This is a genomic window from Bacteroidota bacterium, assembly GCA_023957335.1.
In the GTDB taxonomy this organism is placed as follows: domain Bacteria; phylum Bacteroidota; class Bacteroidia; order NS11-12g; family UBA955; genus JALOAG01.
Map to the genome: position 1 here is coordinate 1 of JAMLHC010000005.1, position 25,674 is coordinate 25,674.

At 36.7% G+C, this 25,674-nt stretch carries 22 protein-coding genes and 1 pseudogene; 14 read left to right on the plus strand and 9 right to left on the minus strand.

Annotated features, from left to right (window positions below):
• The first annotated feature begins 824 nt into the window (after positions 1-824).
• Positions 825-2,255 (plus strand): annotated as a pseudogene (locus M9892_09775) (IS1182 family transposase).
• Positions 2,256-2,359: 104 nt separating this feature from the next.
• Here M9892_09775 and M9892_09780 read toward each other — a convergent pair.
• From M9892_09780 to M9892_09800, 5 genes are all read right to left on the minus strand, one after another.
• Complete coding sequence (locus tag M9892_09780) at positions 2,360-3,061, minus strand: hypothetical protein (GenBank protein ID MCO5254638.1); 702 nt, start codon at positions 3,059-3,061, stop codon at positions 2,360-2,362.
• Positions 3,062-3,066: 5 nt separating this feature from the next.
• Positions 3,067-3,945 carry a nucleotide-binding protein gene (locus M9892_09785; protein ID MCO5254639.1) on the minus strand — a complete coding sequence of 293 codons (879 nt, stop codon included), beginning with the start codon at positions 3,943-3,945 and terminating at the stop codon, positions 3,067-3,069.
• Positions 3,946-4,151: 206 nt separating this feature from the next.
• On the minus strand, positions 4,152-4,646 hold the full coding sequence (locus tag M9892_09790; protein ID MCO5254640.1) for a hypothetical protein: 495 nt from the start codon (positions 4,644-4,646) through the stop codon (positions 4,152-4,154).
• A gap of 10 nt (positions 4,647-4,656) precedes the next feature.
• Positions 4,657-5,637, minus strand: coding sequence for a hypothetical protein (locus M9892_09795; protein ID MCO5254641.1), 981 nt, complete (start codon positions 5,635-5,637; stop codon positions 4,657-4,659).
• Between the two features lie 9 nt (positions 5,638-5,646).
• Positions 5,647-6,843, minus strand: coding sequence for a hypothetical protein (locus tag M9892_09800; GenBank protein MCO5254642.1), 1,197 nt, complete (start codon positions 6,841-6,843; stop codon positions 5,647-5,649).
• Between the two features lie 158 nt (positions 6,844-7,001).
• Here M9892_09800 and M9892_09805 point away from each other — a divergent pair, with 158 nt between their 5' ends.
• Entirely contained in the window at positions 7,002-7,424 is a 423-nt protein-coding gene (locus M9892_09805) for a hypothetical protein (protein MCO5254643.1), read from the plus strand.
• 14 nt (positions 7,425-7,438) lie between these two features.
• Complete coding sequence (locus M9892_09810; GenBank protein ID MCO5254644.1) at positions 7,439-8,332, plus strand: IS3 family transposase; 894 nt, start codon at positions 7,439-7,441, stop codon at positions 8,330-8,332.
• A gap of 164 nt (positions 8,333-8,496) precedes the next feature.
• On the opposite strand, the gene M9892_09815 is transcribed toward M9892_09810, so the two are convergent.
• Complete coding sequence (locus M9892_09815; GenBank protein ID MCO5254645.1) at positions 8,497-9,636, minus strand: PD-(D/E)XK nuclease family protein; 1,140 nt, start codon at positions 9,634-9,636, stop codon at positions 8,497-8,499.
• 283 nt (positions 9,637-9,919) lie between these two features.
• Here M9892_09815 and M9892_09820 point away from each other — a divergent pair, with 283 nt between their 5' ends.
• The 4 genes from M9892_09820 to M9892_09835 all read left to right on the plus strand — a co-directional run bounded on the left by M9892_09820 (position 9,920) and on the right by M9892_09835 (position 14,003).
• Entirely contained in the window at positions 9,920-10,927 is a 1,008-nt protein-coding gene (locus tag M9892_09820; GenBank protein MCO5254646.1) for an FAD-binding oxidoreductase, read from the plus strand.
• Between the two features lie 24 nt (positions 10,928-10,951).
• Positions 10,952-11,755 carry an SDR family oxidoreductase gene (locus tag M9892_09825; GenBank protein ID MCO5254647.1) on the plus strand — a complete coding sequence of 268 codons (804 nt, stop codon included), beginning with the start codon at positions 10,952-10,954 and terminating at the stop codon, positions 11,753-11,755.
• A 160-nt stretch (positions 11,756-11,915) separates the two neighbouring features.
• Positions 11,916-12,995 (plus strand): TerC/Alx family metal homeostasis membrane protein, encoded by a 1,080-nt coding sequence (locus tag M9892_09830; protein MCO5254648.1) that lies wholly within the window; start codon positions 11,916-11,918, stop codon positions 12,993-12,995.
• Between the two features lie 33 nt (positions 12,996-13,028).
• Positions 13,029-14,003 carry a hypothetical protein gene (locus M9892_09835; protein ID MCO5254649.1) on the plus strand — a complete coding sequence of 325 codons (975 nt, stop codon included), beginning with the start codon at positions 13,029-13,031 and terminating at the stop codon, positions 14,001-14,003.
• A gap of 105 nt (positions 14,004-14,108) precedes the next feature.
• Here M9892_09835 and M9892_09840 read toward each other — a convergent pair whose 3' ends face one another.
• Complete coding sequence (locus M9892_09840; protein MCO5254650.1) at positions 14,109-15,395, minus strand: citrate synthase; 1,287 nt, start codon at positions 15,393-15,395, stop codon at positions 14,109-14,111.
• A 211-nt stretch (positions 15,396-15,606) separates the two neighbouring features.
• On the opposite strand from M9892_09840, the gene M9892_09845 reads away from it, so the two are divergent.
• Together M9892_09845 and M9892_09850 are read left to right on the plus strand one after the other, a co-directional pair.
• Positions 15,607-16,488, plus strand: a complete 882-nt coding sequence (locus tag M9892_09845; protein ID MCO5254651.1) for an NAD kinase — start codon at positions 15,607-15,609, stop codon at positions 16,486-16,488.
• A 109-nt stretch (positions 16,489-16,597) separates the two neighbouring features.
• Entirely contained in the window at positions 16,598-17,692 is a 1,095-nt protein-coding gene (locus M9892_09850) for an acyl-CoA desaturase (protein ID MCO5254652.1), read from the plus strand.
• A 3-nt stretch (positions 17,693-17,695) separates the two neighbouring features.
• On the opposite strand, the gene M9892_09855 is transcribed toward M9892_09850, so the two are convergent.
• Positions 17,696-19,384, minus strand: a complete 1,689-nt coding sequence (locus M9892_09855; GenBank protein ID MCO5254653.1) for a hypothetical protein — start codon at positions 19,382-19,384, stop codon at positions 17,696-17,698.
• Between the two features lie 268 nt (positions 19,385-19,652).
• Between M9892_09855 and M9892_09860 the strand changes: the two genes are divergently transcribed.
• From M9892_09860 to M9892_09880, 5 genes are read left to right on the plus strand one after another with little or no spacing between them, the layout of a single operon-like run.
• Positions 19,653-20,339: a cytochrome c biogenesis protein gene (locus tag M9892_09860; protein MCO5254654.1), complete on the plus strand. Its 687-nt coding sequence runs from the start codon at positions 19,653-19,655 to the stop codon at positions 20,337-20,339.
• On the plus strand, positions 20,336-20,551 hold the full coding sequence (locus tag M9892_09865; protein ID MCO5254655.1) for a hypothetical protein: 216 nt from the start codon (positions 20,336-20,338) through the stop codon (positions 20,549-20,551). The genes M9892_09860 and M9892_09865 overlap by 4 nt, the downstream gene beginning before the upstream one ends.
• Positions 20,548-20,940: a cytochrome c maturation protein CcmE gene (locus M9892_09870; GenBank protein MCO5254656.1), complete on the plus strand. Its 393-nt coding sequence runs from the start codon at positions 20,548-20,550 to the stop codon at positions 20,938-20,940. The genes M9892_09865 and M9892_09870 overlap by 4 nt, the downstream gene beginning before the upstream one ends.
• Before the next feature lie 10 nt (positions 20,941-20,950).
• Positions 20,951-23,539 (plus strand): cytochrome c biogenesis protein CcsA, encoded by a 2,589-nt coding sequence (gene ccsA / locus M9892_09875; protein MCO5254657.1) that lies wholly within the window; start codon positions 20,951-20,953, stop codon positions 23,537-23,539.
• The gene (locus M9892_09880; GenBank protein MCO5254658.1) at positions 23,521-24,312 is read left to right on the plus strand and encodes a DUF2520 domain-containing protein; all 792 of its coding nucleotides are present in this window, start codon (positions 23,521-23,523) and stop codon (positions 24,310-24,312) included. The genes ccsA and M9892_09880 overlap by 19 nt, the downstream gene beginning before the upstream one ends.
• On the opposite strand, the gene M9892_09885 is transcribed toward M9892_09880, so the two are convergent.
• On the minus strand, positions 24,309-25,649 hold the full coding sequence (locus M9892_09885; GenBank protein ID MCO5254659.1) for an rRNA pseudouridine synthase: 1,341 nt from the start codon (positions 25,647-25,649) through the stop codon (positions 24,309-24,311). The genes M9892_09880 and M9892_09885 overlap by 4 nt on opposite strands.
• Between the last annotated feature and the right edge of the window lie 25 nt (positions 25,650-25,674).

The following is a 25,674-nucleotide window of genomic DNA, read 5'->3' on the forward strand; positions in this document are numbered from 1 at the left end:
CTCTGCCAATGTTTTGATGGTCAAATTCTGAATACCATATTTTGAAATACGGTTGGTAGCCGCTTCCATTATTTCTATTTGTCTGTCTGTAAATTCTTGCATACTTGTCTAATTTATTTTTATGTTAGTTAGTATTCACTCACAAAAGTAGAAACTAATTTTATACTGTGCAAATAAAATTCAAAGAAAGTTTTGATTTATTGTTTACTCACTCAGAGCGTAGGTAAAAAAGTGGCTCTTTTGATTTTGCGAAGCGTTGGCTTTGAGCGTCTGGACAAAACCAAATGTGCCACTTGTGCAGTGGCAATAAAATTGAATTAAAAAAATGTGTGGTGGGAAAAAATAAAAAATACAGATGGGTCGGCAATGAGTCTAGGCTTACTCGTTGTATAATTGTCAAAATGGTTTGCTTTCTGTTTAAGTTTTGGTCGTCTGTTCAATGTTCGGAGTGTCGTCCTACCATTGGCTATAACGTTTTGGTGCTAGGCGTTCGGGCGGCTTTCGGAGCACAAAGTTTCAATTTATTACTAAAGTTCATTAGAAGCACAAAGCTCCAAGTTTGCACGTCAGCCCGCCATTACGCCAAACCGATGTACCTGTTGCACAACTAAGATACTGTGGAAAACTTCAAGAGACAAACGCCCTTACCAAAGCTGTGCTTTGGTATTAATGGTATGCAAGGACGCAAACGCTTTGAGCCGCAACTATTTTACGATACGAGTTTAGAAAAATTAGTGCCGGAAGATAACTTTTAGCGCAGCCTACAGCAACAGCTCGATCTTCATTTTCTCTATAAAGCCACGGCAAAATATTATGGAGTCGAAGTACCGGAAAGCATCGATCCGGTGGTGTTTTTCAAGATACTTCCGGTAGGCTATCTCAACAACATCAACAGCGACAGAGCTTTGCTTCGCTATTGCAGCAACTGCTTAGATGTGCGATTGTTTTTAGGTTACGACTTGAATGAAGAGTTGCCTTGGCATTCCACCATATCAAGAACAAGACAGCTATTGGGCGAAGAAGTATTTCTGGAATTGTTTCGTAAAATACTTTCAAAATGTGTAGAAAAAGGCATGGTACGCGGCAAACGCCAAGCAGTGGACAGCGCCTACATTAAAGCCAATGCCAGTATGGATAGTTTGGTAGAAAAGGAAGTATTGGAAGATGCCTCCGCCTTTGTAAACGAACTGGAAGAAAACAGTGAGTTTAAGGTAACAACAGAAAGGAAAAAGTTGGTAGAGCGGCATCACAAATGGAAAGAAGAAGCCTACAAAGGCATGCCCGGCAACACCAAGAGCGAGCGCAAAGATGAAGATGGGGAAGAAATACGCCCTAAATTCCTTTCCAACCACACGCATTATTCACCCACCGACCCGGATGCCAAAATCAGTGTAAAACCGGGCAAAGCCAGGCAGTTGAATTACGCAGGACAATTAGCCGTTGATGATGCCCACCATGTGATTACAGGCGCTTGTGCCAGCACAGCCGGCAGTAAAGACAGTGCAATTTTTTCAGAAGTAATGGACCAAACCATAGAGAACTTTGAACAAAATCATTTGCAGTTAGATGAAGTTTTGGCTGATGCCGGTTACAGCAGTGGTGAAGCATTGCAGTATTTAGAAGAAAACAATATCAATGCCTACATCCCAAACTTTGGTCAGTACAAAGCAGAACGAGAAGGATTTATTTACAACAAAGAACAGAACCAATATGAATGTATTAAAACAGGCGGCAACAAAGCCATACTCACCTTCAAAGGCATTAAAACCGATAGCAAAGGATATCAAAAGAAAGTATATCGCAGCAGCGAAAGTAGTTGTGGGAAATGTCCTTTGCGGGAAGCTTGTTGTGGCAAGGTAAGTAAGTTCAAGAAAATCGATGACAGCATTCATAAACCGCTCTACGACAAGATGCATGCAAAGCTGAACAAAGACAAAAACTACACCCGTTTTCTCACCAAACGCAGAAGTAGCACGGTAGAACCCGTTTTAGGCACACTCATCAACTTTATGGGCATGAAAAAAGTATATGCACGGGGCATGAAAGCAGCCAATAAACATGTATTGATGGCAGCTTTAGCCTACAACCAGAAAAAACTATTGAAATTTGTGCCTAAAAAAGTCCGGAGCAATGCCCAAGAATTAGCAGTTCCGCAAGGAATATTCGGGTTTATTGAAAACACGCTGCTCCAAATTGAAAAAGGTCTTTTTAGCGCCACTCAAAAACACAGCTATTTTTCTCCGCTCCTCAACTAAACCTTGCTTAAATCGCTTCTAATAAAGCCGTTTTTTAGGTGTTTTTACTTTTAGTTTGATGAAAGGGGTGGTTGTGCAACGGTTACCCGTGTTAGGCACAGTTATTATGTCATTTTGGGCATTACCAAGTTCAACAATTCGTCTATTTTCTTTTCATCGTCCTTGCGTATCTTTGTCTTTGTGTTGTTCACGGTCTTTCTTGCACGATACCAAGTCCAAATATTAATAGAAAGAGCAATACCCCTTATTTCGTCTTCCAAATCGGAAATTGCATCTTTAATTATCTCCGGTTTAATTGTTTCAACGGTCAATTCAATTTGTTCATTTAGTCCTGGTTCGTTTGGAAAAGTTTCTTTGACTTCGTCATAATAGTCATGCAGTAAGTCAAAGACTTGAAATATTTTATTCTTACCATTCAATCGGTAGGCTGTAATTGGGTCAAGTTTTGAAAGTTCGTTAATTGATTTTGTGTAATGTTCTTCTGTTTCTTCAAGTGATTCAGCAACATTATCTTCAACAAAACCTCCAATTATTCCAGCATAGAGTTGGTTAATAAATTGTTTTGCTTCATCAGTCTGTTCGTTTTTAGGGATTCGTTCTAAAACCTTTTGTGAAAGAAGATTTGTTATTTCGCTTGTGTCAAGCTTGTTGAATGTGAAATGTGTTTCCAAAAGATAGAATAAAACTTGCTTTTTTGTTTTCCTATCTTCTTTACGTGTTCTAAACCACTGACCAAGTTCATTTAAGAACCAACCAAAAGCAACACTTAAAAGCGCTGCAATATATGTCCAGTCAAACTTTCCCAATTTTTTTAAATTACTTTATTCATATCAATATCATAACCTGAATTTCTAAGCTCTCGTGCAATTTTGAGATGCCAAGCATCCTCATTATCCATTTTTACATAAACAACCCCAGATATATCATTTGGTGTTTCAATTTCGTCTTTAACTAATGCGCAAACATTCTCTCTTCCTATTTTGCCAATTAAAAAACCGTGTTCAAAAACAACATTTTGCCTTGCTCGATTTTTCAAATTAGGTTTTTCTTCATTTTTTGCACCGATGTCGCATGGTGTGTAAAGCACAATTCCAAAGCCTACATTAGAATACGCTTCAATTTTTTCAATTACAGTTTTACTTCCACTTGCTTGTTCATGAAGTATAATCGGTTTTAAACCTAATTTTTCAATAAATCGTGCTGTTTTGGTTTTGGCCTCATCGTCATGTCCATGAACAATAAATACTTGTGATTTGTCCAATGGAATTGATTTTTCTGCTACAGCATATTTTTCTTCGACTGTTGACTTAAGTAAATCTGTCTTTGCTCTGAGCTTTTTTAGATTATCTAATTTGTAGTTGACTTTGTCTTTAAACTCTTTAAGTTCTTGCGCAGGAGATGTTCTACCACCTAAGAAGCCGAAGGAAAATGAGCCAGCATCATCATATCTTTTTTTGTATTCATTGTATTCCTTATTGAAAGCATGCTTTAAATATTCTGAATTGTAGTCATTCCAATTTGAGAAGTCTTCACGATTGGTTTTAAAAGCCTCTTGAGTTGTTATTTGTCTATTAAATATTTCGTCACCAATTGCAATTCTTTCGTCCAAAATTCTATTGAATTCTTCTTTAGGAGTAGTTAATTCTGTTGGTGTCTGGTCGACAGCTATTGGTTGTTGCTTTTTTGCCATTGTAATTCGTCTGTTTTATAATTGTGCCTAACGGTTCTCAGCTATACGCAGGCAGGGATTTTAACCACTGAACTTCCTACGAAGAACTGAACTTTAATTTTATTACTTTCCTGTTATACGAAGCACGAAACCCCTGCTTGCGTATAGGTGATGTTATAGCCAGTGGTTTTCTGATTCATATATTTATATCATTGATTTACAATGTTTTAATCGCAAGGTAATGGAAAAGATTCTCTCAAAAAAAGAGTCTTTCCTTTATAACCATATAGCCACGTAGAATAATCTTCTATTTGTGGCATTTTCATATTTTTGGTTGTAAATTTCTGTTTTGTACTACATTCTGTAAAAAAGTCCTTATGAATATGGGGACCTGACAATACAAAAAGTACCTTACCTATATGGAAATAGCCTAAATATTTATATTGCTCACTTAGCTCTGTTTGCATAGTAATAGAAATAGCATATTCATCATCTTTAAGTTGAGTAAAAGAAACTGACCAAATTAATGATTCTTTATAGTAAGAGCATTGCTGTTCTTTTTTTAATAACGAATCTAATATTGCTTCAAATTCAATATTTACTATATTGATTTTTTTCAATGTCTTAGTCACATTGTATGTATCTTGAGCTATTAATAAATTATTCTTGCCAATCAATAATAAGGCAGCCAATAGTATGAGTTTTGAAAAAAATGGTTTCATAAGATTATCGTTATTTTGGTGGTGCCACAATAATTGCGGGTAATTCAATTGGTTTTATAAAGTCCTCGGGTTTTGAATGTTGATTATATTGAATATAGTTTCCATCCCCTGGTGTGTATATTTTGAAAACAGGTTTATGTGTGTTTGTGTAAGTTTCCACCCATCGAGAGAAACCTATATCGCCTGTTCCATCATAAAGTCCTGACGGATAGGGTGTATTTCCAGGGTGATTGTGATTGTGACCTCGTACAGTATAACCAAATCTAAATTGAGTATAAAACATATCGGCAGCTCCTCTTTCTGTAGATTTCTCGTGAGAAGACGTTAAATAATTCAGCCCCTTATCTCCTGCAATTCCTAACATAGTTTGACTCCATTCAACTTGTGTGTTGTTTGCTAAAAACTCAAATAAATTTGTAGCGGTTTCGTCTCCACGTACTTTAATTATGGAATAATTATGCCAAGTATCGTCAGCTCCTTTTGTATTTTGGGAATATTGGTTTCCTAATATTCCTTTTTGAAGTTGAATAGATTGGCTTTCATCGCTATTATATAGTACATCAAAATCATCGTCTGTTTCTCTTAATAACACAATATTCCCTTGATTGTCCACCTGATAATCGTCCTCAAATGCACCTGTGGGATCTGTCCAATATATAGGATTGCAAAAGAATGCTCTGTATGGCGACCAACCTGGTGCTTTTGCCGCCAATGGGTCAACTCCCCATTTTACTATTCTTAGAGGCTTTAAGTCGTTTGAACGACCAAGACTGTCGTTCTTTCCATAAAAAACAGCGATGTAACTGGTTCTGTCATACTCGGCTCTCTCAAAAATACTTAAGGTATCGCCATAGTGATACACCCATACTTCTTGGGAAGATTTTGCCGTTGTATCTTCAAACATTGCATAGGGAGAAGAATAGGGAGCTTGTGCATATATCACTCCGCTACTTATAACCCCTAACAAGAAAATTAATCCAAGTTTTTTCATAATTCGATTTTATTTGGTTGCGTGTTTTTTCCGTTTTTGTTCGGTTTCCTTAGTCATTTCCTGATAACGTTCTTCACTAATTTTTCGGTATCCTGTCCATTCTATAAAATGCCCCACACTATCCATTGCCTCAAATTTTTTTATCAAATCGGGATGTTTCTCTATTTGTGAATAGTCATTTAGCCCTTTTGCTTCCATTGCATTGTCTAATTTGTATTTGAGGCAAGAGAAACGTTTTAGCTGTGCTTCTGATATGGGACGGTATTTAATGGCTGTTTCAAGGACTTCTTCAACAAAAGAGTCGCAAATAATGTCATTTCGTTCTATATAGTATCTAAGTAAGTCATCTAAGCAAAGAACAAGGTTTTCCTGTTCATTAAGCGATTTCATATATAAACCGCTTTTGCGTGCTTCTTCCGTAATTTCAAGTTGAGCAATATAGTCCTCACTTGGCATATAGCGATAAAACGATGTCAATTCAAGATTCCACCACACTCCGTTTTCGTCCTGCTGTCTCACGTAAACGTGCATAGGTGCAGTAGCAAGAAATGCGGATGCTCCGTATTCATCACACCATATTTTGTACAAATAAGGAAGACTGCGACAATTTCCTAAATGTGTTTGAAGTAAATGATAAACAAGTCCTGTTGTGTCGTTCGTATAGTTTGCATAGTCATAATGGTAACGCTGATAACCATTTGGTGTAACGGTTGTATCGGTCATATAGGTGTGGACAGCCCAATTTTTAGCAGTCTTATACTTTCCGTAACCTGCTGAATTAATCATTTGGTTAAAAATAGTCAGTTTACTTTTGATTTCCTGATTGTACCATTCCCAATTTAATGTTCCTCCCATATAAGCGTTGTCTATCAAAAATACTGCCCTTTTAAAACTGATTGGTTTCCTGTTTTCCAACATATCTTTGATTTCCTCATAAGCTTGTCTGAACAAATCGGTTGTTATATTTTCGGATTTCTTCAATTCGGTTGAACTTATCAAAGAATCAACGGAGGCGGAAACAATATTTCTATTTTCAAAAATAACGTGAGATATAGTAGGATCGGTAAGCTGTTCTTCCAAATTTTTATCCGTGCCAAAGTAAAGAACCTTCGCCCCAAAAACTGTCAATGTGGTAAATGTCAAGATTGAAAGTGTTATTTTCATCGTCTTGAATTTTCTGTTTCCAAAAGTAAATATTTTTTTCATAATACCATTATTCAATGTTTGCACTGTCGTTTCCTACCATTGGCTATAACGTTTTGCAGCTTGGCGAAGGTGGCGGTTTTTTAGCATAAAAGTTCAATCGAAGAACTTGTCTTGTCCTGAAATAAGTTTACACATTTTAACCTTTAAAAAAGTAAACTATGACAGACAAAAAAACAGAAAATCAGTTGTTTAAAAAGCAAAAAAGAACGCTTACTTTTCACGATGACGAATTCAAAAGAAAAGTTATTGCAGAGTATTTGGATGGTAACGCTTCCAAAGAATCAATTCAAAAAAAGTACGGTATTAAAGCAGACAGTGCCATTACCCGTTGGATGCGAAAATTTGGAATTGTAGATCCTTTTGCAAAAACGCCTTACCTTGGCTTCGTGAAAGAACATCATTTAAAAAAGAAAGACCCGGGCAAATTGGAGCTTGAAAACAAAGCGCTTCAGAAAAAAATCAGAGACCTGGAAGCCAAACTAACACAAGAAAAACTGCGTGCAGAAATGTATGCCAGAGTGATAGAAAAGGCTGAAAATGAAATGAATATCCCTATCTTAAAAAAGTCAGACACCAAGTAATCCTTGAGATGAAAATGACCTATTCGCAACATAGCCTAAGCGATTATTGTCGGTTATTTGGTGTTTCCAGGCAATCGTTCTATCAGCATTTTAGAACAAAAGAACATAAAAGTTTCCACAACGAAATGATTCTACAACAAGTCAAAATGATTCGGGAAGAACATCCACGATTGGGTACCAGAAAACTCATGGTTTTGCTGTACCCTTTCCTCCATGAACATCAAATTACATTAGGCAGAGATGCTCTGTTTGACCTTCTGGGGCATCACAAAATGCTTGTTAAAAAACGAAAAAGACAGGTACAAACAACCTTTTCTAAACACTGGATGCGCAAGTGGCCCAACCTTGTAAAAAACTATGAGGCAGACACCATAAACCACCTTTGGGTTAGTGACATCACTTATTGGAAATCCGGCAACCACACCTTTTACATTAGTTTGATAACCGATGTGCGTTCACGTAAAATCATCGGATACAGCCTGGATAATAACCTAAAAGCTCAATCAAGTCTGGAAGCCTTAAATATGGCTATCTGCTACAAACCCCATCAAACCGCCCACATCATCCATCACTCAGACAGAGGCTCTCAATACTGCTCTGCCGAATATGTAGCCAAGCTCCTAGAAAACAACATCAAAATAAGCATGACCGAGTCAGGCGAACCCACAGACAATGCCTACGCTGAAAGAGTAAATGGAATTTTAAAAGAAGAATACCTTTACCAATACAACCCTAAAAACATGGCTCAAGCTAAAGCTATTTTGGCTCAAACTATTCAACTTTACAACCAAAAAAGACCTCATTTGAGTTTAGAAAATCAAACCCCAAACCATGTTTTTAAAACCCATACACGAAAGTTTAATAGACTTTGGAAATCCTATCAAAAAACTAATTTTGTAAACCCATGACAGGATGTAAATATTATTGTAAACTTGTATCAGGATTTAGCAACACAAACTGTAAACTTTTTTTAGGACGAGACAACTGCACTTGAACCTACCACTAAACTGTCATACGAAGCACTGAACCCGCCATTTTGCCAAACTGCTGTTAGGCGGTCGCCCATTTGGTTTTAAAAATTTATTCCTTCCATCGCTATAAGTAATTTTTCAATTTTTTCTTTGCACTCATTCAGAAAGTTGTCAGTTTTAATAATGTCATTTTCCCAAGTGTCAAGCGACAAGTTTGTATAATGAGCATAAAATGGCCACCAATTACTTTCTTTGCGAGAAAATATATCTAGCTTGTTCAAATTCTCGTGAAGAGTTTTTCTGTTCTCTTCGGATATTCTGTAAACATTGGGATTGTTGCATAATCCATAATGACAACGATTACCTTCAAAAGTGAAACCTATCCAACATTTCCCTTGCCAATTTGAATTTGTCAAGTGAAATCTAACATATTGTTCTTCACTACGTTCATAATGATATTCTAATCCTTTTTGTTTTGCAAACTCTTCCATTTTAGGATTAAAATGCTTTTCAATAAGGTAATTGTAAGTTGCAGAATAATTCTGATAAATTGCTTGAGCAGCTCTTAAATTCTCAATTTTTGATAGAACTTCTGTTATTTCTTCTTTGTTCTTTATGTCCATATCTTGATTGGTTAATTGCTTTAAATGATTAATATATTGAATTATAGTCTCTCTGACAGTTGGGAAACGAGAGGCGATTGCAACACATTTTTCAAGCCAATTGATTATATTTTCTTTATACGAAATTGATAAATAAGAAACACCACCACCACTTTGTTCTGATGCATTATCTCCTAAAAGTGTAAGATATAATATTTGATAGCCATTTTTATATGTTTGAGCATATCTATTGTATCTTTTTAATTGTTCTGGTTGGTCGTTTGCATAAATTTTATTCTCAATAATTATTGCCTTGTTTTGATTGTCCTCAATCAAAATATCAATTCGTCCTTCTTCTGTTGAGTGTTCAGTATGTATTCGTGATTTGTCAAAGTCGAATTTCTCAATGGTAAAATAATCTCCTAATGTGTCAATAAAACACTCCAATAATTTAGATTTTAACCCGTGTGTTCCTTTTGGATTTAAAAGTTCTGCAAGTATTGCCGAATGTGTGTTTTCATAATGGTTTACGCCACAAACACGAAACATATTAAACCGCCCACCAGTTGCATCTAAAATTTCAGCATTCTTTTTATTTATAATTGCTACTTGATTTAGTAAATTATTTATTTTCTCCATTCAATTCTTTTTGTCGATACTATAATGTCTGTCGTTATTAGTTTTTTTGGTCGGGTGTCGCCTAACTCGCTTATACCCCTCACAAAATGTCGCCAATCTGCCCCAAAATGGGCGGCTTTGCGCCATAAAGTACGGGTTTTTGCGTGAGCAAATATATAGGCTTTTCTCTTATAAATGGTTTGGGTCATTATGGCAATACTTATCAGTGTGATTGATAAGTTCCAATAATTGTTTTACACAAATGTTTTAGCATCGAATTTGTCGTTTATTTTTGCTGCCTAAGGTGCAAGAAAGAGTATTAGTAGTAGGACAGGGCTTGACAGGATCTGTTTTGTCTTTGCAACTCAGAGAGCGCGGTCATCGCGTTTGGGTGGTTGATGAAGGCAGGAAATATACATCAAGCAATGTGGCAGCAGGATTGTTTAACCCGATGGTTGTAGGCAGATTGAAAATCACATGGAATGCCGAGGCATTATTTTCACATTTTTCAGCTTATTATGCTCGCATTGAAAAACAGTTCAATACAAAATTCTTTCATCCCATGCCCTTGATTCATCTGTGTAAGGACATAGAAGAACAAAATGATTGGGATGTACTTGCGGGGACAGACAAAACAGCCAAATGGATTGAACGCTACACAACGCATTTACCTGCTTATATTCAATCTGAATATGGAAACTATTTAGTTAAATCAACCGGTTGGGTGGATTTGCATTTGTTTCTGGGCAAAGTGAGAGAATGTCTTGTTGCAGAAGGTAAATTCATTTTGGGTGCGCCCAAAATTAGAGAGGATATTGAAGTGATTAAAACGGGTTTTCGTTATCAGGGAATGGAGTTTGACAGGGTGTTTTTGTGTAGAGGAGAATTTGAGCGATTGCAAGCGGATTTTCCAAAATTGCCCTATAATCCGGTCAAAGGACAATTGTTTGACATTGAGACCGATTTTGATTTGGAGCAAATTATTTTTCACAAACAGGTTTTTATGTTACCCACCGGCAAACGCACTGCGAAAGTCGGCTCTACATATACTTGGGACAGCTTAGATTATGACACCTTGCAAAAGGATACCGATTTTCTGCAAGAGCGATTAGACGATTTTCTGCAATGTAAGTATCGCATAACTAATGTCAAAGCCGGAGTGCGCCCTGCCTTTCATTATGGGCGACCTATGTTTGTGGAGGACGAAGAGTTGAGTGGACTTTATGTGCTGAATGGTATGGGTTCAAAAGGAGTTACGCTTGCGCCTTATTTTGCTGAGCAGTTGCTCGATTCGGTTTATGGTAAGATTTGATTTTTCAATAATATTGCACAGAAAATGAGTCTCAAAGGGAAACGAATTGTAATCACAGGAGCTTCTTCCGGCATAGGCAGGGCATTAGCCATAGAAGCGGTGAGGCGTGGAGCCAATGTCTGTGCCGGGGCAAGAAATGTAGAAGCATTAGCGGAATTGGTTCAACAATGTGGACAAACAACCCTGATAACTCATCAATTGGATGTCGCAGACAAGGAAAGTTGCGAGGCGTTTATCGCTTTTGCAGCCAAACAAATGGGAGGAATTGATGTCCTGATAAACAATGCAGGGATTAGCATGAGGGCAAATTTTGTTGAATTGGATGTATCGGTACTTGAGCGAGTGATGCAGGTTAATTTTTGGGGCGCGGTCTATTGTACTCATGCCGCCATGACTTATTTGTTAAAGTCCAAAGGCTCGGTAGTGGGAGTGAGTTCAGTTGCCGGATTCAATGGATTGCCTGGCAGGACGGGTTATTCTGCATCTAAATTTGCGCTTCAAGGATTTTTGGAAGCTTTGCGAACTGAAAATTTGAAAACGGGCTTGCATGTCATGATTGCTTGTCCGGGTTTTACGGCATCCAATATCAGAAATACTGCTCTAAACGCAGAAGGCAAAGTTCAAAATGAATCTCCGCGCAATGAAAACAAAATGATGAGTTCCTCAGCAGTAGCATCCGGAATCCTTGATGGTATTGACAGACGGAGAAATATACTTGTCATGACCACACAAGGTAAATTGAGTTATTGGCTCAGTAAATTTGCCCCAAGACTATTGAGCAGACTTACCTACAAAGTGATGAAATCTGAACCGAATGCGCCTTTTTAATTGAGCTTGATTTTTAGTCTCTTAAATTGATATGAGCAGATTTTTCATGTTTTCCTATAAAAGTTTGATTTTAACTCATAAAATCAAATCTATGCTCTCGTATTGATATCAATCATTCAACTATGTTTGCGCACATAAATTACTATTTATTTTAAAACAAATGACAGCTGAAACCATTTTCTTTATTTGCTTTCTTATATTAATCATTGGTATCCTTGTTTTTGACATGGGGGTACTTAACCGTGAAAAACATGAAGTTTCATTTAAAGAAGCACTTGTATGGACATCGGTTTGGTTTGGGCTGGCAATGATATTTTATATTTTTCTCAGGTATTATGCTTATATGATTCACGGGGTTACCGACATTGCAGGTCTGCAGAGGATAAACGAGTTATATGCACACAAATTGAATTTGACGGGGACAAATTATGCTGCAGACTTAAATACTTATAACAAAACTGTATCGCTACAATACCTGACAGGTTTTTTTATTGAATACTCACTTTCTATTGATAATCTATTTGTAATGCTCCTTATTTTCAAATCTTTTAATGTAGAGAAGAAGTATTATAAAACAGTATTAGAATGGGGTATTCTGGGTGCAATTATCATGCGGTTTGTCTTCATATTTGCCGGAGCTGCATTAGTAAGCAAGTTCCATTGGATTCTTTATGTATTTGGAGCAATTTTGGTTTTTTCCGGCATAAAAATGTTTATTGACCAGATGAAGAAAAAGGATGAAGATGTGTCTGTCAAAAGAGGTATGGCCGGATTTGTGTCAAAGTTTATAGCAGTATTTCCAAAGAATGTGGGAGGGCATATTGGCTTTAGGCACAAAGGACATGGTAAGTTTTATTTTACACCATTGTTTATCGTTATATTAGTGATTGAGTTCTCGGATTTACTTTTTGCAATAGACTCAGTACCTGCAATTTTTGCAGTAACACTTGACCCATACACGATTTTCTTCGCTAATATTTTTGCCATATTAGGTCTTAGAAGTTTGTTCTTTTTGCTTGCATATTTTGTCAATATTTTCCACTTGTTGGGATATGGTTTGTCTGTGTTACTTACTTTTATTGGAACAAAATTAATATTTGCAGATTGGTTCGAGCAAATAGGAATCAATTCAACAGTTTCATTATTCATTATATTGGGAATTATTATAATCGCCATTTTTGCCAGTCTAATATTTCCTAAAAAAACGGCAATTACTGACTCTATAAATGGTGTAGAGTAAAGGTTGTTTAATAAATACAGTAGTTATTCTTATATGACATCTAAGACTTTATATCGCTTTGCTTTACTCTGTCTGATAGTGATTCTAAGCTCGTGTTCAAGTAATAAGAGCGCAGTCTCATTAGCAAATCTTGAAAAAAGTACTTGTTACACTCAATCTGACTATCATTATACAGTCGATGACCTGCCCAAAGTTTTGAATATTAATAATATAGATAATAATCTTCAAAAAAATTTCTCTTTGGCATCTCTAAATATGGCAAATGCAATTCAAATACTTGATGTAATCGAATATTACAATAGATTAAAGACTGAGTATTTGTCCGGTCGCTCAATAGAGAAAAAAATTGCTTTGATGGAAGTACAACAATCTATTATTCAAAGAATCAATATTTCTTCACTTGAAATCTCTTCGGTGGCAAGTGAGTTAGATTGTGAAGAAGAGCGCATTAAACAGATTTTTACTTTTCTCAAAAATAAAGCAGACAACAGAGAAAGGAATTTAGTAATAGCATCTATTGTGGTTGGTTCTGTAGGGGCGATTTCGACCGAAATTCTAAATAACACATATTCAAATGGCAAGTCGGGTAGCTTTGTTTCTGTTGGTTCTGCTATTATAGAAGCCGGTTTGGGAGTGCTGATTTTGACGAACAAAAGTAAAATCAATTTCTATCACAAAAGAAATTCATTAGGTGAAGTTTGGAATGGTTTGCCGACTTCCAAAACATTGCCTCCTGCAATTTGGTATTACTTGAATTATAGTAATAATACCTACAGAGAAAAGTCTCTTAGAGGGTTGTTGGTAGAAAATTGGCAGAATTATGGACAGGTAAGCAAAAAAGGGAAAAACTCCATAGATATATATTTTGGTGAAGGGGGGGGATATAGTGCTGAAGAGTTGAAAAATAGAGCAGACATGTATGATCAACTTGAAGCTTATGTTAGTTTGATGAAACAAGATTTGAAATTACTTTCAATAGAGTTTGAGAAATTTTGTGCGAAAGATTAGATGAGAAAAAATTAAGTTTCATTTTTCAGGATTATAAATTCAAAATTGAACATCCAAAAAAAAACCGCCAGAGAAGGCGGTTTTTAATAATATAAAGAAAAAAGACTATCTGTTCTTAATAGGAGTAAACGGTCTGAGTGTGCTGCCTGTATAGATTTGACGAGGTCTGCCGATGGGTTGTCCTTCCTTAATCATTTCCTTCCATTGAGCAATCCAACCGGGTAATCTGCCAAGGGCAAACATTACGGTGAACATATCAGTTGGGAAGCCCATAGCTTTGTAAATAATTCCGGAATAGAAGTCCACGTTTGGATAGAGCTTTCTTTCTACGAAATAAGGGTCTTGCAGAGCAACTTCTTCAAGTTTTTTTGCAATCTCCAGAATTGGGTCGTGAATTCCAAGTTTATTAAGAACATCATCAGAAGCCTTTTTAATGATGCGAGCTCTTGGGTCAAAGTTTTTGTACACTCTGTGTCCGAATCCCATCAAGCGGAATGGGTCATTTTTGTCTTTGGCTTTGTTGATGAACTTCATTACATCACCACCATCCTCTTTAATTTGTTCTAACATCTCAAGAACTTGCTGATTGGCACCGCCATGTAATGGTCCCCATAGTGCAGCAACCCCTGATGCTATTGACGCATACAAACTTGCATTAGACGAGCCTACTAATCTTACGGTAGAGGTTGAGCAGTTTTGCTCATGGTCTGCATGCAAGATTAATAATTTGTTCATAGCGTCCACAAAAACCGGGTCTATTTCATAATCGTCCGAAACGTGCTTGAATGTCATATTCAAAAAGTTTGATACATAGTCAAGTTTGTTGCTTGGGTAGATGAATGGATGTCCGGTGCGTTTCTTATAAATCATTGCACAAAGTGTTGGCATTTTGGCGATAAGCCTCAACATTGTACGTCTTTTTTGTTCGTCCGGTCTGTTTGGGTTCAATGATTTTGGATAGTATGCAGACAATGCTGACATCATCGAAATCAACTGTCCCATAGGGTGAGAGCCGGTTGGAAAAGATTTGAAAATATTCTGCAAATCCTCATTTACAAGTGTATGAACCTTTATTTCTTCGTTGAAATTGTGTAATTGTGTCTGGGTGGGCAATTCGCCTTCCAAAAGTAAATAAGCAACTTCAGTGAAAGTTGCCTTTTCTGCAAGCTCTTCAATGCTGTACCCTCTGTATCTTAAAATTCCCTTTTCACCATCCAGAAAAGTAATTGAACTTGTAGTAGCACCGGTATTCTTATATCCTGTATCGAGTGTTACATAACCCGTTAGTCCTCTTAAATTTGAGATATCAATTGCTTTTTCGTTTTCGCTTCCTGTGATCACCGGCAACTCATATTCTTTGCCTTCTAAAATGATTTTTGCTGTCTCTGACATATTCGTAATATTTTGATTAATAATAAATGTTGTATATAGTTTAAAAACGGTGCGCAAGTTACAGATTTTTTACCAACTGATGAACGCTTATGTCAATAAAAATTAGGGAATTGAAGAGTAGTTTTTGCTATGTGAATTTGAAGAAAAATCAACACATCCTCGTCATTATTGTAATTACATAACTACCTTTGCAGTTCATAGATTCGAATTAATGATAGTAGCAGTCTATTCGCGTGATTTGTCAAAGGGCTTATCAAAGGAAACTTTTCTCAAAGTAGTTACTTATTTAGAAGGTTTGTCTGCCGAGATTATTGTTCATGAGAGTGTTGTGGAGTCGCTTATTTCCACAAAAATAAGTTTTGAGCATTTTAAAGTGTTTTCACATTTTACCAAAGACAGCGAAAAAATCCCTGATTTACTGATTAGTATTGGCGGTGATGGAACAATACTCGATACTTTAATGATTGTGAGAGATACCGGTATTCCTGTTTTGGGAATTAATACGGGCAGATTGGGTTTTTTGGCAGCTATTTCACCGGAAAACGTTGAAAAAGCTATTGATGCATACATGAAAGGTGCTTTTGTTATAGATGAAAGGACGGTGCTTGAACTCAAGACTTCGAAGGAGTTTTTCACTTTTAATTATGCGCTCAATGACTTTGTAATCAACAAGCGCGACAGCTCCAGCATGATCAAAGTTCATACCTACTTAAATGGGGAATATTTTAATTCCTATTGGGCAGATGGGCTGATTTGTTCTACTCCCACCGGCAGTACCGGATATAATTTAAGCTGTGGTGGTGCAATTCTTCATCCCAAGAGTGAAAGTTTTGCCATTACACCTATTGCGCCTCATAACTTAAACGTGCGTCCTTTTGTAATTCCTGATGACCATATTCTGGCTTTTGAAGTAGAGGGTAGAAGTACTGCATTTCTGGCAAGTTTGGATGCACGGTCTGTGTCTATTACTCAAGATACACAGATTGCGGTCAAAAAAGCAGATTTTAAATTCAATCTGGCAAGGCTCAAAGGTGAAAACTTCATGACCACACTCAGAAATAAAATGATGTGGGGCTTAGATGCACGAAATTAAGATTGTCTCTTTTTTAAATAGTACAGAACCTGTGGAAAGAATGATACTTTAAATAAATCAATACACATACATTTGTTCCTTTATAAACCATTTAAGCAAAAACCATAATATGCAATTCAAAGCAATTAAATTTAATAAAAACAATCAACCTGAATTTTTTAATGAACTGAAATTAAGAGTCAATAACTATTTTGAAGAACATAAAATTCCAACAACTGCCAATCTGAATATGAAAATTAAAACGGTATTTATGATACTGTTATATTTAGTCCCTCTCGTTGTAATGCTTTCCGGTGTTATCACCAATGTGTGGATGATGTTCTTGATGTGGCTGCTCATGGGATTTGGATTTGCAGGAGTAGGGTTGTCAATCATGCACGATGCTAATCATGGAGCCTATTCCAAGAATAAAAATGTAAATAATATGCTGAGTTTGATGTTGAATTTAGCGGGGGGATATCATATTAATTGGCGTATTCAACACAATGTATTGCATCATTCTTTTACCAATATTTTTGGATATGATGAAGATATTGAGAAAGCTATCCTGAGAATGACTCCAGACCAGAAGTATCGCAAGTTTCATAAATTTCAAGTCTTGTATGCACCCTTGCTCTATGCAATTATGACTTTCTATTGGGTGTTTTCTAAGGATTTTGAACAATTGGTGCGATACAACAAGAAAGGGTTGTTGAAATCACAAGGTAAAACATTTACAAGAGCATTTTGGGAATTAATAGCAACTAAGGTTGTTTATCTTGTGCTGACATTGGTGCTGCCCATGCTGATTTTGCCTTTTGCTTGGTGGCAGATTTTTCTTGGATTTTTACTGATGCATGTTATCGGAGGTTTGAGTTTAGCATTGATTTTTCAAACTGCACACGTTAATGAAGATACCGACTTTTTTATTCCTAATGAAGACGGGGATAGTGTGGACAATAGCTGGGCAATACATCAGATTAAAACTACTTCTAATTTTGCTCATGGAAGTACCGTTTTTTCATGGTATATAGGTGGGTTGAATTATCAAATCGAACATCATCTGTTTCCCGGGATTTGTCATATCCACTATAAAAATTTATCACCGATAGTGAAGCAAACGGCAGAAGAATTTAATCTTCCTTATTATCAATCAAAAACGTTTGCAGGGGCGATTTTCAGCCATTTCAGATTGTTATATAGATTAGGCAAAAATGCAGCTTGATTCTTAGAATCTATAACCTACACCGGCTGTGGCATTGAATCCGTAAACAGGATATTGATACCATCTTTGATACATAGTTCCGGCAAGATTATTTAACTGAATGAATGCAAGAAAACCGTTGCTGAGGACGTATTCTGCCCCCATATTGATATCAACCAGAGGTTTTAAATTAATTTTATTGAGATTTTCATCCAATGCAGTTCTGCTTCCTAAAGACACTATATCCAAATGGGTAAAAAGTTTTTTGGATAAAGTATAATGAGTACTCAACTTCACCTCAAAATCAGGATACAGCCATGCAGCATCTTCGGTTTCCATTAGATAATTGTTATAGGTACCGGAAAGATTTATCCAAAGTTTATCTCCCAAATTGTAATTCAATTGTCCTTTCACAAAAGAATAAACCCCGTTGTCATATCTTAGGGTAAAGCGTCTGAAAGGGTCGTCACTTCCAACAAACATGGGCATGTTGGCAATCTGTGCACTTGACGCTTCTAATTGAAATACAGTACCGGGTGCTACATTTGCATCAAGTCCACCAAAGAATCGGAAGCTCGTAAACTCATTTTTTAGCAAGGGGGTTTCTTGCAAAAACGGATTCAATCCAAAGAGTGTTTGCAATCCTTGTTTTTTATATCCTCCATCTGTTCCCAACAACAGCACCACTTTTTTATCTATCAATGGTATATTGATACTTATATTAGGTGTAATAAAAGCCTTGGGTTCAAGAGAATCACCATACACATCAAAATTAAATCCTACATTGGCTGTAATTGCCTTCCCGCCCAAGTCAAAACTCAATTCTTCATTAGCTTTGAGCCATACAAAATAGCGGTTATAAGTTCGAGAAGCACTATAACGCAATTGGTCTATATTGGTTGCCAATTTAATATCCAAGGGTTGGGTAGTTCCTTCTTTGATAAAACTCTCATGTGATAGTCTCATGTGTCCTTTAATGTCAAAGCTGTTTTCATAGACATTATGTGACATGTTGAACCGGTTAAAACCTAAATCTGTTCTGAAATAAGGTCTTTTACCAACATAGTTTATGTTGCCGAACTTGTAATAAGTGTTTACATTCCATTGTTCTATATAGCGTGTAATGTCTTTTTTGCTTACAACAGATTCCACAGAGTCCGGTAAGTTGAAGTAGTGTAAAACGTCTCGTGAAAAATCAAAGGATACTCCGAACTCTTCGTTTCTGCTGAATATTTTAGCAAACGCACCTGCTTCATTGCGGCTGTAATCTTTGTTTGACTTAGCTACATTCGTAGAGTAATGATTGATGTTTCCTCCATAAGCGTTATTCGGATTGCTGTAATTATTAAAAATGAAGTTTCCGTTCCATGCATTAAGGTTGCCATAGCCAAGACTAACCAAACCGTTGGGTAGAATTTGCTTGCGTTCAGGGAAGAAAGCAACGGGTGCAATGACACGAATATCCTTGCTGGTCTGCGCAAATTTATCTAACGATTTATAGTTAAATTTTGGCAATGCTTCTTGCGTGTTCCTTTTCACCTGCGGAAGTATTTCCAGTTTTCTTCCTTCGGAAAGAGACGGATTAGTTGGTACTATGATAAATATATTATCACTTGTCGTGTCCTTTTGTTGTGCCACAACATCAATGTTTTGGAACATAAAAGGAGTCAGCACAATCAAGAGCAGTAAGTTCTTATTCCAGAGAGGTTTCATAAGTCTGCGAATGTGGATTGTAAATACTAAGTGTGTAAGTGCAATTTCTCAACATTGTTGAGATTTATGACGTTGTCTGTATAAATATAAGAACATATCAAGCAGGGAGTTTTGGGCTAAGAATCGGAATATTTTAAAATTAGTGTTTTATAGAAATATGAAAGTCCTATTATATGCGGGACATGCTTTAAAATACAGACTAAACCGCTTTGTTTTAGATAAAAATCAACCGCAATAATCAATCATAAAACTTATTTTTGCGACCGCTATGCCAAAACTTACGTGGTGGAAGTTTCTCGCTATCGCCCTAATGATTTACACACTGATTGGGGGACTTTTAATAAATGTGCCCACAGATGTCGGAATGTTAGACCAAACGATTCGTAATCTTTTTTATCATGTTCCTATGTGGTTCTCTATGATACTGCTGTTGTTGGGTTCGTGGATATACAGCATTATGTACCTTAATTCCATGAATATAAATCATCACAGATGGGCTTATGCGCTCGGCATAGTAGGTACCTTGGCTGGTTTTTGTGGAATTTTTACCGGAATGTTATGGGCTAATTCAACTTGGGGTACTCCATGGACGCGCGACCCTAAGCTAAATGGAGCTGCCGTGGGTTTGCTGATATATGTGGCTTATTGGCTGTTGAGTAAGTCTGTTGCCGATCCGTTTAAGTCAAGAAAATTATCCGCTATTTATAATGTCTTTGTTTATCCTGTTTTTATTGCACTGATTGTGATTATTCCCAAACTCTCTGACTTTTCGATTCACCCCGGAAGTGGTGATACTGTTGGATTTAACCAATATGACCTCAACCAAAATATGAGATATGTATTTTATCCTGCCATTATGGGTTGGTCTTTGTTATTTCTGTGGATAGCAAGTTTGAAAGTACGAATAGATAAAATTGAAACCGATATTAACCATTCTCAAGAACTAAACTCATGAAACATAATTTAAAATACATTGTATCCATAGTACTACTGCTGTTTGCAAAGCAGACATTATTTGCCCAAACTGCCACTGTAACACCCGATTCCAAAATCGAGATTGTGATTGGTGTCATTGTCATTATCTTTATCCTAGTTGTTTTGTATTTGCTTCGTGTTGAAAAGAAGGTGAATGCATTAGAAAAGAAAATCAAGGAGGGACAACCATGAAACTGGGGCATATAATCACTATTATTGTTCTTGGTGTTGTATTGGCCGTTGTGTTGAGTTTCTACGGAGACAGAAGTTACTATGTTACTTTTGAACAAGCCGAGGTGTTTGCTGCCAAAAAATCACAAAAGGATTATCATGTTGTGGTCAAAATTGACAAAGACAAACCCCAGGAATATGACCCTATAAAGGACCCCAATTATTTTTCTTTTTATGGTACTGACACTTTGGGAGTAGAAAGACAAATTGTATATAACGGTGCAAAACCAACAGATTTGGATAGAACAGATAAGATTGTGGTGATAGGAAAAGCGGAAGGAGATTATTTTCATGCAGTGGATATTCTCAAAAAATGTCCTTCTAAGTATGAAGCAGAAGGTGTAAAGTAAATTAGTGTAAATGGAACAAGTTAAATTTGTAGGGGAGCATTTATTCTTTGGAAACTTAGGAAATATTGCTGTTGTTAGTGCTTTTGTCTTTGCTGCATTAGCATTTCTGGGTTTTTATTTTAAAGAAAAAAATAATGATGAACAGTGGGGGAGAATTGGTAAGATTTCACTCTGGATTCATTCTGCCTCAGTACTCGCAATATTTGTCATACTGTATTGGCTGATTCATGGTCATTACTACGAATACCAATATGTCTGGAAACACTCGTCCAACACATTGCCAAGCTATTACATGATTTCATGTTTCTGGGAAGGACAGGAAGGTAGTTTTCTACTCTGGATGTTCTGGCATGTTTTACTTGCATTGATAATTTTTCTACGTCCTACCAAATTGAGCTTTGGAGCCATAGCCGTGATTATGTTGGCGCAGGTTGTGTTGGCATCTATGCTGTTAGGGATTCAAGTTTTGGGAATGAAAATAGGAAGTAGTCCTTTCGCATTACTCAGAGATGTGCAGCCCGAAATTCTTAATATTCCTAGATTACAGATGATTGGTAAGGAAAATTATCTTTCTCTCATTACGGATGGTTCAGGATTAAACCCTTTGTTACAAAATTATTGGATGGTTATTCATCCACCTACTCTGTTTCTTGGTTTTGCTGCCATGACCATTCCTTTTGCCTACATGATTTCTGCGTTCTGGAAAAAAGACCAGACTTCATGGATTAGACCCATGATACCATGGGCTTTGTTTTCTGTGATGATTCTGGGTGCAGGCATTATCATGGGTGGTTTTTGGGCTTATGAATCTTTGAGTTTTGGCGGTTATTGGGCTTGGGACCCCGTTGAAAATGCTTCGCTCATGCCTTGGATAATGATGATTGCCGTGATTCATTTATTGCTTGTGCTCAAAAATACCGGACAGTATCAAGTACTGACCATTATGTTGATATGCTTCTCGTTTTTTCTTGTACTTTACGCAACATTCCTTACTAGAAGCGGTGTGTTGGGTGAAGCAAGTGTACACTCTTTTACAGACTTAGGACTATCAGGGCAGTTATTGTTGTTTATTTTCATGTTTATTTTTCTGGCTGTGTATGCTTCAATTAACAATAAACGGAACGCATTGATATTTCTGGGTATTTGTTTTGTTATTGTTGCATTTAATCTGTTATCTGCAAAATATAAATGGGTTTCTACACCTGTTTTGAATTCATTCAACCTTGTGGCTTTGATTGGGTTTATTTTTTGGTGGGCAAAAGAGTTGATGGCGATTTATCCAAGTAAAAAAGTGGAAGATAATATATGGAGCAGAGAGTTCTGGATGTTTATCGGATCATTGGTGCTATTGTTATCTGCATTTCAAATTATTTTTTATACTTCAGCACCTGTTTTTAATAAACTGTTTAGCTTGCATTTGGCTGTAAACAAGCCTGAGTTCTACAATAAATTTCAATTACCGTTTGTCATTGTCATTACTTTGATTTCAGGCTTTGGACAATACTATAATTACCGACATACTGACAAAAGAACTTTTTGGAAAAATCAGCTTATCCCCATTGTGATTGCACTGATTGTGGGGTGCGTCCTCTTCTTTGCATGGAAGATGTACTACTTCAACTACGCACTCATGTTGTTTCTGTCAGTTTATACCATTGTAGCCAATCTGATTTATCTGGTTAAGAATCTCAAAGGTAAAATTAAGATTGGAGGTGCTTCCATTGCTCATGCAGGGTTTGGTTTGATGATGATAGGTGTATTGGCTTCATCTGTCAACAAAGAGGTACTGACCTTTAACAATATCAACCGTAAATTTATTGATGATAGTGATAATGAAAAAGCTGCGGACTTTAATCGCGAAAATATGCTGCTCCGCAAGGGAGATACTGTTCGCATTGCAAACTATTTGGTTTATTATGATACTGTAAGTAATATTCCTCCGGACAAATACTTTCATGTACATTGGTTAAGAACAAATGAAAGAGGAGAAATTGTAGAAAAATTCACGCTAAAACCCAATGCCCAAAATAATCCCAAAATGGGAGGACTTATTTCCAGTCCCGATACAAGACACTATCTGAGTCATGACATTTATACGCACGTCAATCATGAAAGTGGATTGGAAACTGCGGAAGAATTTAAGAATTTCAAGCGCGACACAGTGCTTGCCGGTCAGTCATTTACCACAAGTTCAGGGACGGTAAAGGTAACAGTGGAAAATGTTGAAAATTTTAAGAGTGAGGATGGTAAACAAATTCGTGTGGTAGCAAACCTTGAAGTACAGTCATTGGGGAAAATTGAAAAAATACCTGCCAGCATGATCATTAACCTTGACAATAACAAGATTGAATATGAAGATGCTCAGTCTAACGAAGCCGGTTTTTTGGGTAGGTTGCTTTCAATTGTGCCTTCTCACAATATGGAGTTGGTAATTTCTACTGCTGAACGTAAACCAATTTTTGATTATATCATTATGAAGGCTGTTAAATTCCCTTGGGTTAATCTACTCTGGAGCGGTACTATTTTACTCACAATCGGTTTTTCATTGAGTATTGCACAAAGGATTAAAGAAATGAAAAAGTGGAAACCGGAAACCTAAATAGCACTTTTGTGATGGTTGGCTCAGGGAATATGGCGTTTTCTCTGGGAAAAGCCTTGGTTGATAAGGGGCATGTTGCACTTGGAGTTGTTTCAAGAAATCCAAATACAGGAAAGGAACTTGCAAGTATCTTGCACTCTGATTTTATGGCTGAGTTTCCAAACAACGTAAATCCTGACTATGTTTTTCTTTGTGTTGCTGATTCACAAATAGGAGAAGCAACCGCTATGTTTACTCATTTGTTAGATGCTGTTGTGTGCCATTGTAGTGGTTCAACCGGATTGAATATCATAGCTCATAAAGTCAAAAAAGCCGGTGTGTTATATCCTTTACAGTCTTTCAACAAACGTGTTTTTGTGGACTGGAGCAAAGTTCCGGTATTGGTTGAAGGCACAAGCCCCGAAATCGCAGATAAAATCATGTTGCTTGCCGGTTCGCTTAGTTCAAATATTGTACTTTGTGATTCTGACAAACGTTTGCATTACCATCTGGCTGCGGTGATTGTCAATAATTTTACAAATCATCTCATGGCACTTTCGCAGGGGTATTGTACTCAAAACCAACTTGATTTCTCTAAACTTCAACCATTGCTTATTGAAACGCTTAGACGTGTTCAAACAGCTAATGCACATGATTTACAAACCGGTCCTGCTGTACGCAATGATAGCATTACCATCAAAAAACATCTGGAACTATTAGCAGATAATCCTCAGTTAAAGGAAGTCTATGAGATTTTAACCAAATCTATTGCTGAAAATAGGGGAGGAAATTAAGACAACTTTTTCTTAGCTCTTTTCAACTGCGCTATTTCTGCATTTTTCAAAAAACGGTATTTGCCTCGTTCGACTCCTTTTTTAGTAAAGGGTCCAAACATGACCCTATCTAACTTGACCACTGTATGTCCGATGTGTTCAAACATTCTTCTGACAATACGGTTTTTGCCACTGTGGATTTCAATTCCAACAACATTTTTTTCTATGGTATTTGCCAAAGCAATTTCATCTGCATGAATAAAACCGTCTTCGAGTTCTATTCCGTCTGCAAGTTGCGCAAGTTCTTCGTTGCTAATTTCTTTTTCGAGTGTTACCTCATATATTTTTTTTACTTCAAACGCAGGATGGGTAAGCTTTTGGGCTAATTCTCCATCATTTGTAAGCAATAACACGCCTGAAGTTTTGCGGTCTAATCTTCCGATTGGATATACTCGAACATCAATTTCATCGGAAATTAAGTCCATTACTGTTTGTCTGTCCGATTCGTCTTTGGTGCTTGTAATATAGTTCTTGGGCTTATTCATCAGAATATATATAGGCTTTTCGGGTAGTATCTTATTGCCTTTATATTTCACTATATCGCGTTTGTTGACTTTGCTCCCAAGCTCTGTAACCACAGTGCCATTAACGGTAACAAGTCCATCTACAATCAGTTTGTCGGCTTCTCTTCTTGCACAAATTCCGGCATTTGAAATGTATCGATTCAGACGAATGGGCCATTCAAATTTCATGTGTTCGTCTGCGTTGTCTTCGTCTTTGTATTTTTTATTAAAGTTGTCTTTTCCGTAGGATTTCTTCTTGTCAAATGGTTTTTTGTGGTCTCTGGAATGTGAAAATCTTGAGTCCTTTGTGTTATCAGCATAACGAGATTTTCTGAATTCTTTTTCTTCTTTGTCTGCATAGGGTTTCCTTTTGGCAAAAGACTCTCTTAAAGGTTTCTCGTGATATACTCTGTCATTTGACTTAGATGCAAACCCGCGTGAAGGTTTTTTGTACTCTCTTGATTCAGAATAAGGTTTTTCTTCGTCTCTAACTTTTGAAAAACGGGGGGAGCGAACACTTTTTACGTTCTTATTATTGATTCTTTTAGTAGGATATGAATCTCTCGAGGGCTTTTCTCGATTCGGCTTGTCATTTGACTTAGACGCAAATCCGCGCGAAGGTTTTTTGTACTCTCTTAATTCAGAATAGGGTTTATCTTCGTTTCTATCTTTTGAAAAACGTGGGGCGCGAGCATTAGATTTATTATTGTCTTTAAATTCTTTTTTTGAATCTGACTTTTTAAAAGTACTCTTTTCGTTTTTTGAAGAAGAAGTTCTTCGAGCTTTGTTGTTCATCGCAAGTGTGAATAAGACTGCAAAG